Origin of the sequence: Aliihoeflea sp. (genome assembly GCF_052435475.1) — a bacterium.
Taxonomy (GTDB): domain Bacteria; phylum Pseudomonadota; class Alphaproteobacteria; order Rhizobiales; family Rhizobiaceae; genus Aliihoeflea.
This window is the reverse complement of the sequence record NZ_JBQVMV010000003.1, coordinates 194011-210049: the sequence shown is the minus strand read 5'-3', so window position 1 is coordinate 210049 and position 16039 is coordinate 194011. Positions and strand designations below refer to the sequence as shown.

Annotated in this window: 13 protein-coding genes; 7 read left to right on the top strand and 6 right to left on the bottom strand. The window is 63.8% G+C overall.

Annotation, left to right across the window (positions count from 1 at the left end; genetic code table 11):
* The first annotated feature begins 142 nt into the window (after positions 1 to 142).
* The 4 genes from doeA to ACT6QU_RS06470 all read left to right on the top strand — a co-directional run bounded on the left by doeA (position 143) and on the right by ACT6QU_RS06470 (position 4929).
* On the top strand, positions 143 to 1327 hold the full coding sequence (doeA, locus tag ACT6QU_RS06485) for an ectoine hydrolase DoeA (protein ID WP_444563335.1): 1185 nt from the start codon (positions 143 to 145) through the stop codon (positions 1325 to 1327).
* A 4-nt stretch (positions 1328 to 1331) separates the two neighbouring features.
* Positions 1332 to 2498 (top strand): acetylornithine deacetylase, encoded by a 1167-nt coding sequence (gene argE / locus ACT6QU_RS06480; protein WP_444563336.1) that lies wholly within the window; start codon positions 1332 to 1334, stop codon positions 2496 to 2498.
* A gap of 109 nt (positions 2499 to 2607) precedes the next feature.
* On the top strand, positions 2608 to 3135 hold the full coding sequence (gene lptE / locus ACT6QU_RS06475; protein WP_444563337.1) for an LPS assembly lipoprotein LptE: 528 nt from the start codon (positions 2608 to 2610) through the stop codon (positions 3133 to 3135).
* A 213-nt stretch (positions 3136 to 3348) separates the two neighbouring features.
* Positions 3349 to 4929 carry an alginate lyase family protein gene (locus tag ACT6QU_RS06470; protein ID WP_444563338.1) on the top strand — a complete coding sequence of 527 codons (1581 nt, stop codon included), beginning with the start codon at positions 3349 to 3351 and terminating at the stop codon, positions 4927 to 4929.
* A 6-nt stretch (positions 4930 to 4935) separates the two neighbouring features.
* Here ACT6QU_RS06470 and ACT6QU_RS06465 read toward each other — a convergent pair whose 3' ends face one another.
* The gene (locus ACT6QU_RS06465; protein ID WP_444563339.1) at positions 4936 to 5520 is read right to left on the bottom strand and encodes a sugar transferase; all 585 of its coding nucleotides are present in this window, start codon (positions 5518 to 5520) and stop codon (positions 4936 to 4938) included.
* A gap of 3 nt (positions 5521 to 5523) precedes the next feature.
* Here ACT6QU_RS06465 and ACT6QU_RS06460 point away from each other — a divergent pair, with 3 nt between their 5' ends.
* Positions 5524 to 6378 (top strand): glycosyltransferase family 2 protein, encoded by an 855-nt coding sequence (locus ACT6QU_RS06460; protein WP_444563340.1) that lies wholly within the window; start codon positions 5524 to 5526, stop codon positions 6376 to 6378.
* Here the strand turns inward: ACT6QU_RS06460 and ACT6QU_RS06455 are convergent.
* From ACT6QU_RS06455 to wecB, 3 genes are read right to left on the bottom strand one after another with little or no spacing between them, the layout of a single operon-like run.
* Positions 6357 to 7463: a glycosyltransferase family 4 protein gene (locus ACT6QU_RS06455; RefSeq protein ID WP_444563341.1), complete on the bottom strand. Its 1107-nt coding sequence runs from the start codon at positions 7461 to 7463 to the stop codon at positions 6357 to 6359. The two genes, ACT6QU_RS06460 and ACT6QU_RS06455, sit on opposite strands and share 22 nt — an antisense overlap.
* A 51-nt stretch (positions 7464 to 7514) precedes the next feature.
* A complete protein-coding gene (gene wecC, locus ACT6QU_RS06450) occupies positions 7515 to 8771 on the bottom strand; it encodes a UDP-N-acetyl-D-mannosamine dehydrogenase (protein WP_444563342.1) in 1257 nt (418 codons plus the stop codon).
* A gap of 4 nt (positions 8772 to 8775) precedes the next feature.
* The gene (wecB, locus tag ACT6QU_RS06445; RefSeq protein ID WP_444563343.1) at positions 8776 to 9915 is read right to left on the bottom strand and encodes a non-hydrolyzing UDP-N-acetylglucosamine 2-epimerase; all 1140 of its coding nucleotides are present in this window, start codon (positions 9913 to 9915) and stop codon (positions 8776 to 8778) included.
* 228 nt (positions 9916 to 10143) lie between these two features.
* Between wecB and ACT6QU_RS06440 the strand changes: the two genes are divergently transcribed.
* Together ACT6QU_RS06440 and ACT6QU_RS06435 are read left to right on the top strand one after the other, a co-directional pair.
* On the top strand, positions 10144 to 11223 hold the full coding sequence (locus ACT6QU_RS06440; protein ID WP_444563344.1) for a DUF2793 domain-containing protein: 1080 nt from the start codon (positions 10144 to 10146) through the stop codon (positions 11221 to 11223).
* Positions 11224 to 11314: 91 nt separating this feature from the next.
* Positions 11315 to 12751, top strand: a complete 1437-nt coding sequence (locus ACT6QU_RS06435) for a hypothetical protein (RefSeq protein WP_444563345.1) — start codon at positions 11315 to 11317, stop codon at positions 12749 to 12751.
* On the opposite strand, the gene ACT6QU_RS06430 is transcribed toward ACT6QU_RS06435, so the two are convergent.
* Positions 12735 to 13928 carry a polysaccharide pyruvyl transferase family protein gene (locus ACT6QU_RS06430; RefSeq protein ID WP_444563346.1) on the bottom strand — a complete coding sequence of 398 codons (1194 nt, stop codon included), beginning with the start codon at positions 13926 to 13928 and terminating at the stop codon, positions 12735 to 12737. The two genes, ACT6QU_RS06435 and ACT6QU_RS06430, sit on opposite strands and share 17 nt — an antisense overlap.
* 51 nt (positions 13929 to 13979) lie before the next feature.
* On the bottom strand, positions 13980 to 15959 hold the full coding sequence (locus ACT6QU_RS06425) for an acyltransferase family protein (protein ID WP_444563347.1): 1980 nt from the start codon (positions 15957 to 15959) through the stop codon (positions 13980 to 13982).
* Between the last annotated feature and the right edge of the window lie 80 nt (positions 15960 to 16039).

Sequence of the window (16039 nt, the reverse complement as noted above, 5' to 3'; positions counted from 1 at the left end):
GTCGCTCCGGTTATGGACCAGCGGTGGGGGATAAGAAAACCCTTGTGCCAATGATCCGTCACCGATAGTCGCAACTGCCGCTTTTCATCGCGGCTGCGGTTCGGATAGCGTGCAGCGTCACTTCCTCCTTGCGAGCCCTGCGATGCCAGCGATCGACCTGCCCTTCTCCCGCCCCGAATATGACCGCCGCCTCGCCAAGGTGCGAAAGGCGATGGCCGACAAGGAGATCGACGTCCTTTTCGTCGAGGACCCGTCCAACATGTCGTGGATCACCGGCTATGATGGATGGTCGTTCTACGTCCACCAGGGCGTGATCGTCTTTCATGACCGCGACCCGATCTGGTGGGGCCGTGCGCAGGACGGCAACGGCGCGCTGCGCACCGTCTGGATGTCGCCCGACAACGTGCAGCCCTATGGCGAGCAATATGTGCAGTCGACCGTGCGCCATCCGATGCAGGATCTGGCAGAGATCCTGACCCGCCATGGTTATGCCGGCAAACGCATCGGCCTCGAACTCGAAAACTATTACTTCTCCGCCAAGGCATATCTGACGCTCGAAAAGGCGCTTGCCAATGCGACCTTCGTCGACGCCACGGCGCTTGTGAACTGGCAGCGCACCGTCAAGTCCGAGGAGGAAATCGTCTTCATGCGCCGTGCCGCGCGCATAGCCGAGGTGGTCGTCGACGGCATCGCCGAGCGCATGGAGCCGGGACTGAAGAAGAACGAGCTCGTCGCCGAAATCTATCGCGATGCGATCCGTGGCGCGGACGGCCACTGGGGAGACTACGCCGCCATCGTGCCGCTTCTCCCCTCGGGCACCGATGCCGCAGCGCCGCATCTTTCCTGGGACGGGCGCGAGTTCAAACGCGGCGAGGCGACCTTCTTCGAGATCGCCGGCTGCTATCGTCGCTACCACACTCCGTTCTGCCGCACCGTCTTCCTCGGCAAGCCGCCGCAATATCTCGTCGACGCGGAAAAGGCGCTCGTCGAAGGGTTGGAGGCCGGCCTCGAGGCCGCGCGGCCCGGCAATCGCGCCTGCGACGTCGCCAATGCGCTTCACGCCTCGCTGCTCAAGGCCGGCATCAAGCGCGACGCGCGCTGCGGCTATCCGATCGGCATTTCCTATCCGCCGGACTGGGGCGAGCGCACCATCTCTTTCCGCAAGGAGGACGAGACCGTTCTGGAAGCCGGCATGACCTTCCATTTCATGCCGGGCCTTTGGATGGACGATTGGGGGCTCGAGATCACCGAAAGCATCCTGATCCGCGACAACGGCGCGGCCGAATGCTTCTGCGACCGCCCGCGCAAGCTCATCGTCAAGGACTAGGCCGTTGAGCGATCTTGCCCGGACCCGCGCGATCCTCGCCGATCTCGTCGCTTTCCCGACGGTGTCGGCCGACAGCAATCTGCAACTGATCGCCTATGCCGGCGATCTGTTGTCGAGCGCGGGCGCGCGGCTTTCCGTCTCGCTCGATCCATCCGGCACCAAGGCCAACCTCTTCGCCACGATCGGCCCGGAAGGCGATGGCGGCATCGTGCTTTCCGGTCATTCGGACGTCGTCCCGGTCGAGGGACAGGACTGGTCCAGCGACCCATTCACCCTCACCGAGCGCGACGGAAAGCTCTACGGGCGCGGCACCTGCGATATGAAGGGCTTCATCGCGGCATCGCTCGCGATGGCACCGCGCTTCGCCGCCGCGAGGCTGAGGCGCCCGCTCCACTTCGCCTTCACCTATGACGAAGAGGTCGGCTGCCTCGGCGGCCAGGCGCTCGTCGCCGAACTCGCCAAGGCCGACATCAAGCCGTCGGTCGCCATTGTCGGCGAGCCGACGCTGATGGGCGTCATCGAGGGTCACAAGGGCTGCTACGAATACACGACCGAATTCACCGGCATGGACGGCCACGGCTCGCAACCGGACAAGGGCGTCAACGCAATCGAATACGCGGTGCGCTACATCATGCGCCTCCTCGAACTCGGCGAGGAACTGAAGCTGCGCGCGCCTGCCGGCAGCCGGTTCTCGCCGCCCTGGACGACCGTGCAGGTCGGCAAGATGGCCGGCGGCAATGCCCGCAACACCATCGCCGGCCAATGCTCGGTCGAATGGGAGATGCGGCCGGTCCACACCGACGATTCCGACCATGTGAAGGCCGAACTCGCCGCCTATGTCGACGACGTGCTGCGCCCCGCCATGCGCAAAGTCTGCGCCCATGCCGACATCGTTACCCATGTCGTTGGCGAGGTGCAGGGCCTTTTGCCGGTTTCGCAGTCCGAAGCCCGCGACATCGTCTTCGAACTGACCGGCGCGCATGAGGCCGAACTCGTCTCTTTCGGCACCGAAGCCGGCCTCTTCCAGAGCATGGGCATGTCGGCCGTCATCTGCGGCCCCGGATCGATCGCGCAGGCGCACAAGCCGGACGAATTCGTCGAAATCGCCCAGCTCGACGCCTGCCTCGGCATGCTGGAAAGGCTGCAACAGCAGCTCAGCGCGAAAGACTGACGATCGAGCCCTCGCCTGCCGAGGCTGCGGCAACTCACTGGTGTCTTTCGTGTTGCCCGGTGGCGGATTTTCACGGTAGGTGTACGCAACGGCGAGGGAACCACACGGTATGATGCGCGGAATTACACTAGCTGCGACCCTGATCGCCTTGTCAGGATGCACGGTACAACCTCTCTACCAGGGCGATGGATCGGTCGTGGCGAGAACGGTCTCGAACGCCGGCGTGGTCGATCTGTCCAGGATTTCGATATCCCCGGCCCGAGACCGCACGACGCAGGACGTTCGCAATCATCTGATATTCCTTTTCAGCGGCGGCGCGGGCGAGCCGGCGCAGGCGGATTATGATTTGGCGATTTCGGCGCGGACCTCACGAACCTCTGCAGCCGCCATCCAGCGCAGCCGAGAGCAGGAGCCGACCTCGGCCGTATCGACGGTCACGGTGCAGTACAGCCTGCGCGATCGCGATGGTCGCGTCGTTGCCGAAGGGCGCACGTCTTCCCGCGCTGCCTTCGACGTCAGCCGGCAACAGTTCGCCGCAAGGAGAGCCCAACAGGACGCACAGGACCGGGCAGCACGAGAGGCTGCCGAAGCCGTTCGTCTTTCCCTGATACGGGACCTCAACAGGACGGGTAGCTGAGCCTTTTGCGCGCCAGCCAAAGGCTTCGCACAATGAGGCATCGGAGGGACTGACGCAGCGTCGTGGACATCACGGCGCAGGCCGCTTGGCCATAGTTTTGATTCAGAAAGACGTGGCGGCGGAAGCGTGAACACACAATTGGAACTTGTCGACCGGAAGCCTGCGCCTTCCAGCAGGATTTTTCTTTTTGCCCTCGTGGCGCTAGTCGCGACCATGATCGGGCCGAAGAGCACTTTCGCCATCGAGCGCGACGACCTGTTCCTGATGCAGACCGCACACAATTTCGAGCAGCAACGCGAGCTCGGCTTTCGGCCGAGGCGCGACGTGGAGCCGTGGCCACTCGAACTTCCGCTGAACTGGGCGGCCGATCCGTTCGAAGATCGCAATTGGCGCTTTCAGCTCAATGCGTGGCGGATGGTCGATCCCTACATCGTCGAGTATTTCAAGAGCGGCGACGTGCAGCTTCTCGCCGAAGCGCTCACATACGTGGAAGACTGGCACGCTTTCCACGCCGATGACGATCATGGCAACAATTTCGCCTGGTACGACATGTCGACCGGCATCCGGGCACTGCGGATCGCATTCTTCCTCGACCTCATCGAGAAGTCGGAACTGGTGGTCACGCCGCAGCAGCGGCAAGCGCTGGACGAAATGGCGGGGGAGCATGCCGAACGCCTGCAGGACCTCAACTTCCTGACCACCGGCAATCACGGCCTGTTTCAGGTCTTCGGGCTGAACCTCCTTTGCCTCGTCGCCTCCGATGTCGAGGAGTGCGAAGGTGGTCGCGAGCTTGCCGCCACCTACCTCAAGGACGAAATCCTGCCGGCGCAGTTCACGCCACAGGGCGTTCACAAGGAAAATTCGCCGACCTACCATTATTTCACGATCCGCTCGATCGAACGGCTCGGGGGCACACGGCACATCGACGTGCCGGAGATCCGCGAGATCCTCGACAGGGCGGCGGCGATCACGCCGTGGTTCAGTTTTCCGAGCGGAAACGTGGCGCGGATCGGCGACAGCGAGGGCCGGCTGGCAACGCTGGCGGAAGATCCGGCCGAGCCGGAATGCCTGACCGACGACGCCTGCTATGCCGTCGGCGACTTCACGGATTCGGGCTATGCCATCGTCCGTTCGCTTCCCTCAGGCGACCCGCAATCGATGATCTTCATGGCGGGGATGGGTTTTTCGACCTCGCACAAGCACGCTGACGACCTGAGTTTCGAGCTCTTCGAGTTCGGACAGCTCATCTTCGCCGACAGCGGAAAATACGGCTACAATGAAGATGCCATGCGGTCTTACGTCGTCAGCGCCGCCGCTCACAACACGATCAGCATCGACGGCGTCGAAACGCGCCCGAAGGATGTCGACCTGACCGGCTCGCAACTCGATCCGATCGACGTGACGGATGACGGTTTCGTTCTTGCGGGACGGATCAACCGACCGTCGAATTTCTCGCAGGACCGCACGATCATCTACTGGCCCGGCCGGCATCTGAAAATCAGCGACGAAGTGGCCTCCTTTCCATGGCGCCGGCAGTTCGTCAGCAGCCTCCACCTCGCGCCGGACCTCGAGCCCGAGCTGACGGAAAACGGGTTCACGATCGCCGTCGGCGAAAACCGCGTCGAAGCGGTCCTGGTCGAGGATGATTGCCGCATCGAAACCGTTCGCGGGCAGCAAGAGCCGCTGCTCGGGTGGTTTTCCGAATCTTACCTGAAAATGACGCCAACGAGCGTCGTTCGCGCCATCTGTCCCGGCTGGCGGCGCTCGATCTCGTGGGAGATCGGCTTCAAATAAGCTGCGCTATGCCGTCCGGTCGCCCTGCCCCTTGCCAATAAGGGTCTGCGCCAGGATGCCCAGATCGCCCGCGATCGACATCGTTTCGACGTAGCGCGCGTCGAGCTCGGCGAGCCGCTCCGGGTCCGACATGTCGATCCCCCTCACCTGCGCAAGGCCGGTGATCCCCGGGCGGGCGAGGAACACGCCACGCCGGCGGCGGGCAGCGATCAACTCGTCCTGCGAGGGAAGGCAGGGGCGCGGACCCACCAGGCTCATCTCGCCCTTGAGAACGTTCCAAAGCTGGGGAAGCTCGTCGAGCTTGGTCCGCCGCAGGAACCCGCCCATGCGCGTTACCTGTTCGGCCGAGGTCAAATGCGTGGCGCGATCGCCCGTATCCGCCCGCATGGTCCTCAGCTTCAGGCACGTGAACGCACGCTCCCCTTGCCCGACCCGCATTTGCCGGAACAGCCCCGGCCCCGTCGAATCCCACCTGATCGCAAGCACGAGGACGGCGAGCACCGGCGAGGCGACGAGCAGGAGCGGCAGCGCGACCGCGATGTCGAGCAGGCGCTTGCCGCCGGGGGCCGGATCGCGAGAGACGGCGGTCATGCCATGTCCTGTGTGAAGCTGCGCATCAAGGTGCTATCACGAGCGGAGCACCCGTTTGTCAACCTCGCCGTTCTTCGCTCCAAGGCCGATTCCATGCCCCTCGTCAGCGTCGTCATGCCCGCCTTCAATGCCGAAGCGACGATCGCGCAGTCCATCGAGTCCGTCCTGTCGCAGACCGTTCAGGACTTCGAACTGATCGTCGTCGACGACATGTCGAGCGACGGCACGGCCGATGTCGTCGGGCGCCATGCGGAGCGCGACGCGCGTATCCGCCTCCTGTCGACCGGGCGCAACAGCGGTGGTCCTGCCGTGCCGCGCAATCTGGCGCTGGCCGAGGCAAATTCGCGCTACGTCGCCTTTCTCGACGCCGACGATTTGTGGTCGCCGCGCAAGACCGAGCTCCAGTTGAGCGCAATGGAAAAAGCAGGCGCGGCGATCTCCTGCACGGGCTTTGACGTCGTCGATACCAGCGGCGGAAAGATCGGCGCCTTCATGCCGCCTGCCTTCGCCGACTATGCGAGCCTCCTCAAAGGCAACAGCATCGGCTGCCTGACGGCCGTCTACGACGCGGAAAAGTTGGGCCGTCCGCCCTTCCCGATCTGCGGCCATGAAGACTACGCGCTGTGGCTGGAACTGACGCGCGACGGCACGCGCATCCTCGGATTGCAGCAGAAACTCGCGACCTACCGCGTGGGCGCGCAGAGCGTGTCGTCGGACAAGATGAAGGTGCTGCGCTTCTTCTGGCACATCTACCGCCATCGCGAAGGCTTCGGGGCGCTTCGAAGCGCCTATCTGTGCGGGCGCTATGCAGTACTCAATCGCGCCAAATATTCTCGCTACGCCGCAAGTTCCTCGTAGAACGCGACGAGCTTTTCGGCCTCGGCATTCCAGTTATAGCGCGCGACCACCGCCCGCCGACCAGCTTCGCCCATGCGCCTCGCGCGTTCTGGATCGGCGTTCAGGGCGTCGATCGCCGCGGCGATGGCGCGCGGGTCGGTCGGGTCGACGCAGATGCCGCATTCCTCGCCTTCGATGATGGTCTTCCATAGCGGGAAATCAGAACCGATCACCGCAAGTCCGGCGGCCATGTATTCGAACAGTTTGTTAGGCTGCGCCGCGACATGGTTCGCGACGGGAAGGAACGTGACGAGACCGGCCACGCACCGCGCCATCTGATCCCTCATCGCCGCGCGATCGAGCCTGCCGAACGCCTCGACCCGGCTCCAGCCGGGGCTCACCTCGCACATCGCCTGCCCGCGCCTTTCCGTGAACGGGCCGACGAGCAGCAGTTTCACCGGCGTCCTGCAAAGCGTCATGGCGTCGACGAGCTTCGGAACGCCGCGAATTTCCGTGACCGCACCCGTGTAGCAGACGAAACCAGGGGCGATCGTTCGGCCGCCTTCAGGGACGATTTCCTCTTCGATCGGATAATTGTTGATGACGCGCGACGCGATACCCCGCGCGCGGTAGGCATCGGCGATGGCGTCGTAGGCCGAAACGACGCCGTCGAACCGGGAAAGCGCCCCTTTCTCGAACCAGCCGAACGCTGCCGACACCGCCCGCGCGGAACCGAATTTCAGATAGGGCTTGGTCAGGATGTCGGTGATGTAGTCTTCGTGGGAATCGAAGACGATCTTCGCGCCGTCGCGCTTCAGCCGCAGCCCGGCCGGAATCAGTTCGGGGTCGTGCAGATGATAGATGTCGGCGCCGGTCGAACGCGCCGTCTCTTCCACGCGGCGCGTCGTCTGTGTCATGCGCTGCGGGCGCGATGCAGCCCGTCGGCCGGCATCGACGATGCGGACGCCCTCTCGCGTCTCCGGCCCACGGCCGTCCGCAACGACCAGCGTCACCTCATGACCGGCCCTTGCAAGGGAGCGGCACTGCTTGAGGAAGATGCGGATATCGTAACGCTCGTGAACGGATGTGAGATGGCATATCTTCATGACGTCTGTCCGTTCTGCCGAGCCGCCCTCCCGCCTGTCTTCCAACTGCCGCTAGAGCGCGGTCGCCTTGAAGAGCGTCTGGCCGGGGCGGACCATGGTGCCGAGCTTCTTGAACTCGTTATGCGCCACCAGCAAGAGCAGGACGTCGGCCGTCTCGACAGCCGTCGCGAGATCGACCTTCTCGCGGCCTGCAAGGCCCTTCGGCAGTTCTTCCACGTTCGGCTCGACGAAGAGCAGCCGGCTTTCCAGCGTTCGCGCCAGTTCCTCGGCGATCTCGACGGCGGGGCTTTCGCGCAGATCGTCGATGTTCGGCTTGAAGGTCAGGCCGAGGCAGGCGATCGTCACATCCCGCGCCGTGCGGTCGGGATTGTCGAGAAGAAACGCGCCGACCGCTTCCTTGACCTTCGAAATCACCCAGTGCGGCTTGGCGTCATTCACCTCGCGTGCGACGCGCACGAGACGCGCCTCGTTCGGCGTGCGCGCGACGATGAACCACGGATCGACCGCGATGCAGTGACCGCCGACGCCGGGGCCCGGCTGCAGGATGTTGACGCGCGGATGCCGGTTCGCAAGGCTGATCAGTTCCCAGACATCGATGTCCAGCTTGTCGCAGATCAGCGAGAGTTCGTTGGCGAACGCGATGTTCACGTCGCGAAAGCTGTTCTCCGTCAGTTTGCACATCTCGGCCGTCCGGGCGTCGGTGACGATGCACTCGCCCTCGACGAAGATCTTGTAGAGATCGACCGCCGCCTGCGAGCATTTCGGCGTCATGCCGCCGATGACGCGGTCGTTCTGGACGAGTTCGCGCAGAACGTGGCCGGGCAGGACGCGCTCGGGACAATGGGCGATGCGAATGTCGGACGCCTCGCCATGTGTCTGCGGGAAGGTCAGGTCAGGCCGCGCCTCGGCCAGCCATGCCGCCATCTCCTCCGTCGCACCGACGGGCGAGGTGGATTCCAGGATGACGATGTCGTCCGCCTTCAGAACCGGCGCGATCGCCTTCGACGCCGCCTCGATATAGGCGAGGTCCGGCTGGTTGCCGTCCTTGAACGGCGTCGGCACCGCGATCAGGAACGCATCCGCCGGCTTCGGCGTCGTCGTCGCGCGCAGCCATCCTTCCGTCACCACCGCGTGGACCACCACGTCGAGATCGGGCTCGACGATGTGGATCTTGCCCTGGTTGATCGCCTCGACGGCGCGCGTGGAGACGTCGACGCCGATCACCTTGGTCTTGCGCGAGGCGAAGACGGCGGCGGTGGGAAGGCCGATATAGCCGAGGCCGATGACGGAAATTGTCTTGTAGGTCATGAAATCAGTGCTTCTCAAATCTAGTGGCCAGCGCGTCGAGGATGCGCTCGCAGGCCTTGCCGTCGCCATAAGGATTGTGTGCCATGCTCATCCGGTCGTAGGCGTCGCGATCGCGCAGCAATTCGCCGATCTCGCCGACGATCCGGTCGACATCCGTACCCACCAGCCGAACCGTCCCCGCATCGACCGCCTCGGGCCGCTCCGTCGTCTCGCGCATGACGAGGACGGGCTTGCCAAGCGAAGGCGCCTCTTCCTGGATTCCCCCCGAATCCGTCAGGATCAGATGCGCCCTGTTCATCAGCCAGACGAAGGGCAGATAGTTGACCGGCTCGATGAGATGCACGCGATCGACGCCGGCGAGCAGCCGGTTGACCGGCTCGCGGACATTCGGATTGAGATGAACCGGGTAGAGGATTTCCACGTCGTCGAAATCCTGCACGATCTCCAAAAGCGCCTGGCAGATGCGCTCGAACCCGCCGCCGAAGCTCTCGCGACGATGGCCGGTGACGAGGATCAGCTTGCGATCGTCGCTGAGGAAATCGAACTCCCCGGCGAACTCGCCCTGCAGCGTCGCGTCGGTCTGCGTCTTGTCGACGACATGCAGCAGCGCATCGACCACCGTGTTGCCGGTGACGTGGATGCTGGCCTCGTCGATGCCCTCGCGCAGAAGGTTGGTGCGCGAGCCGTCCGTCGGGGCGAAATGCAGCGCGGCGAGCGCGCCCGTCAGCTTGCGGTTGGCCTCCTCGGGCCAGGGCGAATAGAGATTGCCTGTGCGCAGGCCCGCTTCGACATGGCCGACCGGAATCTTGTGATAATAGGCGGCCAGCGTGGTCGCCAGCGTCGTGGTCGTGTCGCCGTGCACCAGCACGATGTCCGGCTTGAAGCTCTCGAAAACCTCGCCGATCGCGGTCAGGATCGAGGCCGTGATGCCCGACAGGTTCTGTCCCGGCTTCATGATGTCGAGGTCGAAATCGGGCACCAGATCGAAAAGTTCGAGCACCTGGTCGAGCATCTGGCGGTGCTGGGCGGTGACGCAGATGGCCGATTCGAATCTCGCGTCGCGCGCCAGCGCCTGGATCAGCGGCGCCATCTTGATGGCCTCGGGTCGCGTGCCGGTAACGGTCAGCACTTTGAGTGCACTCACGGACAAACTCCTGGGTCGGTTCTGGAAAAGCCCCACACGAGGTCCTTGTGGACGTCAAGCATGATGGAAGGCCGGCCGGCGGCATTGAATGGCGGGTCGGGTGTTACGCGATCTGGTTCCCCCTGACAATCCCCGCGCCCGCACCGTGCAGAACCGGGCGGGGCGCATTCGGCGAACTTATCCCCTTTCCTTCCCGCTGCATTAGGATCGGCACAAAAGGAGAACCCGATGACCGCCACCCCCCATCTCGACCTGCCCTTCATCCTCCCGTCCCAGGCGCAGAAGCACGTCACCCACAATGAAGCGCTGCGCATCCTCGACGCCGTGGTGCAACTGAGCGTCGCCAGCCGGACCGAATCGACACCCGAAGGCGCCGTTTCCGAAGGCGCGCGCTACATCGTGCCTGCGGGCGCAGAAGCACCATGGGCCGGCCAGGACGGGCGCGTCGCCCTTGCACAGGACGGCGGCTGGACGTTTCTGATGCCCCGCGAAGGCTGGCTTGCCTGGGTCCGCGACGATGGCGAGTTCGTCGTCCATGACGGCGCTGCGTGGACCAACGTCACCTCGGGCGGCACCGATGCCGACATGCTCGGCCTCAATGCCACGGCCAGCGAAGCCAACCGCCTCGCGGTCAGCTCGCCCGCCAGCCTGTTCAGCCACGACGGTGACAGCCACCGGCTCACCGTCAACAAGGCGGCCACAACCGATACGGCGAGCCTCCTCTTCCAGACGGGCTTTTCCGGGCGGGCGGAAATGGGAACGGCTGGAACGGACAATTTTCATATCAAGCTGTCGCATGACGGCACGACATGGAAGGAAGCGGTCGTCATCGACGCCGCCGATGGCGCGCCCGCCCTGCCGCACGGCCTGCGAATCGGCGATGGCTCGCTTCTTTCGACCTTCCAATCGGGTGATTTCACACCGACGCTCACCTTCGCCTCGCCCGGCGACCTTTCCGTCAGCTATGCGACGCAAGCCGGCGCCTACTGGCGCATCGGCGATCTCGTCATTGCCTTGGTGCATGTTGCTGCCACCCCGGTTTACGGAACCGCCTTCGGCCAGCTTCGCATCGCCGGCCTGCCCGTCCTCGTCGACGACCCGATGGTCGCCAACACGTTCCAGCACGGCAGCGGCACGACCTATCCAGCCAATGCGCAGACGCTGGTCACGCGGCCGGAATCGGGCACGACCTACTTCACCTGCCTTGGCCTTGGACCCGGCGTCGCGAGCGCCCTCACGGTCGCCAACGTGCCGTCCGGGCAAGGTTTCGTCGCGCGCGGATTGCTGGTCTACCGCGCCGCGAGCTGAGCGAACCCTGCCGTCGGGCTGGTCAGGCGGCGGCACTCCTCATATATGGGGGTGCCTGCCGCATGAGGGCTTGCTACAGCAAGAGGACGACTTGGCCGAAGCCGCATTCGACGAAAGTGCCATCGCGCGAATCAAGCAGCCGCTAGCACGTGGGCGAGCATATCAGCGCGCCGGCCAATGGGCGGCAGCCGCGCGAGCGTACGAAGAGGCCGTCACGATCGAAGAAGCTAAAGAACGACCGAGGCGCAATCCGTTCGCGCGTACTTTTCCCGGAGGGGGATACCGTCTGGACGGCAGACATCGCGTCGCATTCGCTTTGGCCATGGATCGAGATATGGTTGGCGCCCGCAGTGCCTGGCTGGACGCGTCACGCACCGATGAAGCACTGGCTTCCTGGGTCGACCGGTTCGGCCACCTGCTGCAGCAGGACAGTCACCGCACGACCGCAACGTCACTCTGGCGATTGATCGACGACACGCCCGCAATGGAAGGGGAAGCAGCGGCCCTGGCGCTCATCCAGTCCGCGCGTGACCCCGAGGTTCTTCCCGAGAGTTGGTGGTTCGTCGCCTATGTGCATCTGTACCGCCAGGGTTGGCCGCGCGCGGCCTATGCGGCGAAGGCACAGGCATCCATGGTCGCGCGGCGTTCAAGCGCTCCGCCATCGACAATCCTGGATACGCTGCGATGCGATACGGCGACTGCATTTGCCGATGCTGGCGACCTGCCCACGGCACAATCCTATCTCAATGGTCACCAGACAGATGAGGCGCGCGAACTCGCCATCGGCCTTGCACGTCTTGCCGCAAACACGAATACCGCTGCCGCACTTGGTGCGAACGCTGGCCGTGACGACGATGACGAGAGGTTTTGCCGGCTTGTGGCCGGTCGAAGCATCGCGATCGTGGCGCCCGGCAATACCGGCATTGCGCATGGCGCCGAAATCGACGCTTTCGATCTCGTCGTACGCACCAATTTCCGCGCTCACGAGACCATTTCCGCCCATGCACCCCTAATCGGCACGCGCACCGACGTCACCTATTTCAACGGCAATTTCGAGCCGGAAAACCGCGAGGAGATTCTGACCAGCCTGCGCGAGCGGCCCTTGTCCTTTGCAGTGATGCGCTTTGACGATCCCGAGGCTCTCGCCCTTTATCGGGCGATCCTGCCGGTGCGCGTCGGCACGATCTTCAATCCATACTACCGGATGAACGCCTACGCGGTGCCCAAGATCGTGCACGATCTGAGCCGTTTCGGCCCCGCCCGCATAAAGATTTTCAACGCCGATTTCTTCCTCGGCGACGCTCCGCATTACAGCGGCTATCTGAATTACGACATCAAGCTCGTTCAGTCTTTCCTCGGCCATGACGTGCTGCGCAACTTCCGGCTCGTTCAGAAATGGTTTCGCGCTGGCATCGTCGAGGCAGACGACGTCCTTACCGCCATTTTGAATCTCTCCGAAGACGAGGTGATCAACCGTGTAGCAAAACGCCTTGCGGCTCCTGAGGGGTCAGCTACGCCACAGGTTTAGGACCGTTGAGAACTCGGAAGTAGTCAGCGTCCTCGACGACGGGCTCGTCCACCGATCCGGTAGGCCGGAAATCGACGTCCGCCGATGACGCTTCGAAAATATTCGCGCTGTCCAGGAAGCGCGAGATCGCATCGCGGCTCTTTACCAGCGTCCCGACCAGTTCATCGCGATGCGCCTCGATCCAATCGAGGTCAGCGCGGAGATCGTAATTCTCGTCCAGCAGTTTCGGGCTCAGAGGATATCCGAGCATCTGATTGAGCCCGTGGTTCTTGTGCGTGTTCGAAAGAAACGACAAAAACGGCGTTACTGCTTTGGCCGCGAAAATGTTCATGTGGTAGCGGCCACTGACGAATACTTCCGCATCCCGGATGGCCTCATAGGCGCGCTGACGTGGTTGGTCAGCTCCGATGATCTCCAACTGATCGCCGAAGCGAGCCTTGGCCCGAGCCGCCATTTCAGTATCCATATTGGTGGATGCCACTATCACAACGCGCGAATAGCGATCGATCAACTGGCCGGCGATGTTCAGAAAGGTCGCTTCGGGGAGACGTTCGATACGGGCCATGCCGGACAGCGCGGCATAGGTTCCGCTGGCGGCCGACTGCGTACCGTCGCTGGCAAGATCGTCGTAGAACGCCATGTCCGGCACGAGCGAGCACTCAACACCCATTTCTTGCAGATATGACCGGGAAGCAGCTTCACGGACGAAGTTTCGCTCGAACACGGTCCGATAGACTTCGGCCATGAAGCCGGTGAATGTCGGCTCGATTGAAAAGACGGTTTGATTGATTGACCAGACCGGCTTTTCAAAAAGCTTGGTGCACACGATGGGAGCGACGAGCAGATTCTCCCCATTGTAGAAAGTCGTCCCAACCATAGTCCCTTCGCCTTGAAAGAGGACGAGGTCGGCGTGCTCCAACTCATGAAGCTCTTCTTCGGTGTAGATCGCGCGCGCGATACGGAGCGATTGGCTTCGCCCGTGCAGGATATCGTCGAGCTCTTGCCTCAGCTCGGCACGCGGAATTCCTTTTAGATCGGGAAATTTCGAACGCAGTGGAAGAGTCGTGATCTCTGCACCCGGTGCATGCTTCGTCAAGAAGCGCTCCAGTCCACGGCTGGTCGATTGGCACCCCCAATTCTGACGGTCGCCGGTATAGTTCGTGATGGCAATCTTCAAATCTTCATCCTCGGAGCCCGCGTTACGCCTTCGCCGTTTAACGCGATCCCGTCAACTCCCCGCCTCCACCCTCGGCAAGCGCTCCGCCAGGTAGGGCGCGAGCATTCGCGAGTAGGTGGCCGTCAGATGATGGGCGTCGCGCCAGACGACGACGTTGCCGATGACCATCGGGCACTCGGTTTCGGTGCACAGCCCGTCATTCATGTCGATGAGTTGCGGCGATGAAGCGTCGCCGAGCGCGGCGATCATCGGGTCGGGACGCATCACCTCGGCGCGCGGCGAGGCGCAGGCCGGGTCTTCCTCGATACATTCGGCCGGCTTCACCTTGTGCCGCGGCGTGTCCGCGATGAGGACGAGGCGCGTGCCTGTCTCCTCGATCCGGGCCCAGGTGCGGCGAAGGCTGTCGCCCAGCTTGGCTTTCCGGTCATCGAGCCGCGCGCCGGCGGACATCGACAGAACGACCATGTCGGGCTTTTCGGCCTCGATCATCTCCAGCACGCGCTCGCCCCAGTCGCGGCATTCGTCATAGGTGCGGCCCGCCGTGCGCAGTGCGTCGACCATCACCGGGCAGCCCGACTTCGTGTGCGTTTCGACCGACCAGTTTTGGCGGCCGGCGATGGCCTCGAAGGCGGGTATCCAATTCGCGGCGTGGGAATCGCCTGCCAGAACGACGCGAACCGGGCTGTCGGCGGGGCCGAACCGGCACGGATTGAGTTCGGTCGTCTCGATGTCGAGGTGACAGCCGGAGCCATAGGCTTCGGGCAAATCGTCCCAGGAGTCGATCTCGACCGGCATGAAAGCGTCGACCTGCGGCACCGATGCGCCATCGATCAGGGCGGCTGGCCCCGGATAGGAACCCGCAGCGGCGACCGCGCTGGATGCAGGCTGCAGTGCGGACGAGCCATAGATGGCGAAGGCCGCGGCGATGCAGGCACCGATCGAGGCCGCGCCGGCTGCCACCACGCGCAGCGGCGGCGTTGCGCCGGGGCGGCGGAAGCGGTCTTCCAGATGGTGTTTCGTCAGATGCGCCAGAACGATGGTCGCCGCGATCAGCGCCAGTCCGACATGCAGCGGCATCGGCCCTTCCAGATGCACCGTCGCGAACACGATGAGCGGCCAATGCCACAGATAGGCCGAATAGGAGATGTCGCCGACATATTGCGCGGGACGGGCTTCGAGAAGTCGCATCGGGCTGAAGCACACGGATGCCGAGCCGGCGAGGATGACGGCGGCGCAACCGAGGGTCGGCAGGAGTGCGGCATAGCCGGGAAACGCCGTGGCGCCTGAAAGGACGAGCGCAGCGGCGAGGATCGCGAGAAGTCCACTCCAGCGCAACAGCTCGGCCAATAGCGGGCGCGGCGCAGGCAGGCGAGCCATCGCCAGAAGCCCGCCGATGCCCATTTCCCAGATGCGGGTGTGGGTGACGAAATAGGCCTGCGCCGGGTCGGTGCGCGTCAGCACCAGCGAGGCGACGAAGGAGATGGCGGTGACGAGCGCCAGGAGCGCCAGAAGCACGCTGCGCACCTGCGCGCCCATGCGCCGCGCCAGAACCGCGCCGGCGACCATCAGCAGCGGCCAGAAGATGTAGAACTGCTCCTCGATCGACAGCGACCAGTAATGCTGGATCGGGCTCGGCGGGTTTTCAGCGCCGAGATAATCGACCGCCAGCCAAGCGAGGCGCCAGTTCTCGACATAGAGCGCGGACGCCGCGATTTCGATCGCCGTGTCCTCCCAGCGCGATTCGGGCAGCAGCGGAATGGCGAGCGCGACGGCCAGAAGAACGAGCGTCGCGGCCGGAACCAGCCGGCGCACCCGCCGCTCGTAGAATTGCAGGATCGATATGCGCCCGCTCGCCTCGATCTCGCGCAGCAGCAGCCCGGTGATCAGATAGCCGGAGATGACGAAGAACACATCCACCCCGACATAACCGCCGGGCAGGGCCCACGGCCAGACGTGGAAGACCACCACGCTGACGACGGCGATGGCTCGCAATCCTTGGATTTCAGCGCGAAACGAACGGTCTGGCGTCATAAAATGGTCTCTGGTGAGGAAGGTATAGGGGCGCAAGCGATCAGAATCGCGACATATCGAGTGCGCAAGTCATCGCCGAC

Excerpts from the sequence above, each read along its gene's own strand:
- doeA (WP_444563335.1), top strand. The coding sequence starts at position 143 with ATGCCAGCGATCGACCTGCCCTTCTCCCGCCCCGAATATGACCGCCGC.
- lptE (WP_444563337.1), top strand. The coding sequence starts at position 2,608 with ATGATGCGCGGAATTACACTAGCTGCGACCCTGATCGCCTTGTCAGGA.
- ACT6QU_RS06470 (WP_444563338.1), top strand. The coding sequence starts at position 3,349 with ATGATCGGGCCGAAGAGCACTTTCGCCATCGAGCGCGACGACCTGTTC.
- ACT6QU_RS06465 (WP_444563339.1), bottom strand. The coding sequence starts at position 5,520 with ATGACCGCCGTCTCTCGCGATCCGGCCCCCGGCGGCAAGCGCCTGCTC.
- ACT6QU_RS06460 (WP_444563340.1), top strand. The coding sequence starts at position 5,524 with ATGTCCTGTGTGAAGCTGCGCATCAAGGTGCTATCACGAGCGGAGCAC.
- ACT6QU_RS06455 (WP_444563341.1), bottom strand. The coding sequence starts at position 7,463 with ATGAAGATATGCCATCTCACATCCGTTCACGAGCGTTACGATATCCGC.
- wecC (WP_444563342.1), bottom strand. The coding sequence starts at position 8,771 with ATGACCTACAAGACAATTTCCGTCATCGGCCTCGGCTATATCGGCCTT.
- ACT6QU_RS06440 (WP_444563344.1), top strand. The coding sequence starts at position 10,144 with ATGACCGCCACCCCCCATCTCGACCTGCCCTTCATCCTCCCGTCCCAG.
- ACT6QU_RS06425 (WP_444563347.1), bottom strand. The coding sequence starts at position 15,959 with ATGACGCCAGACCGTTCGTTTCGCGCTGAAATCCAAGGATTGCGAGCC.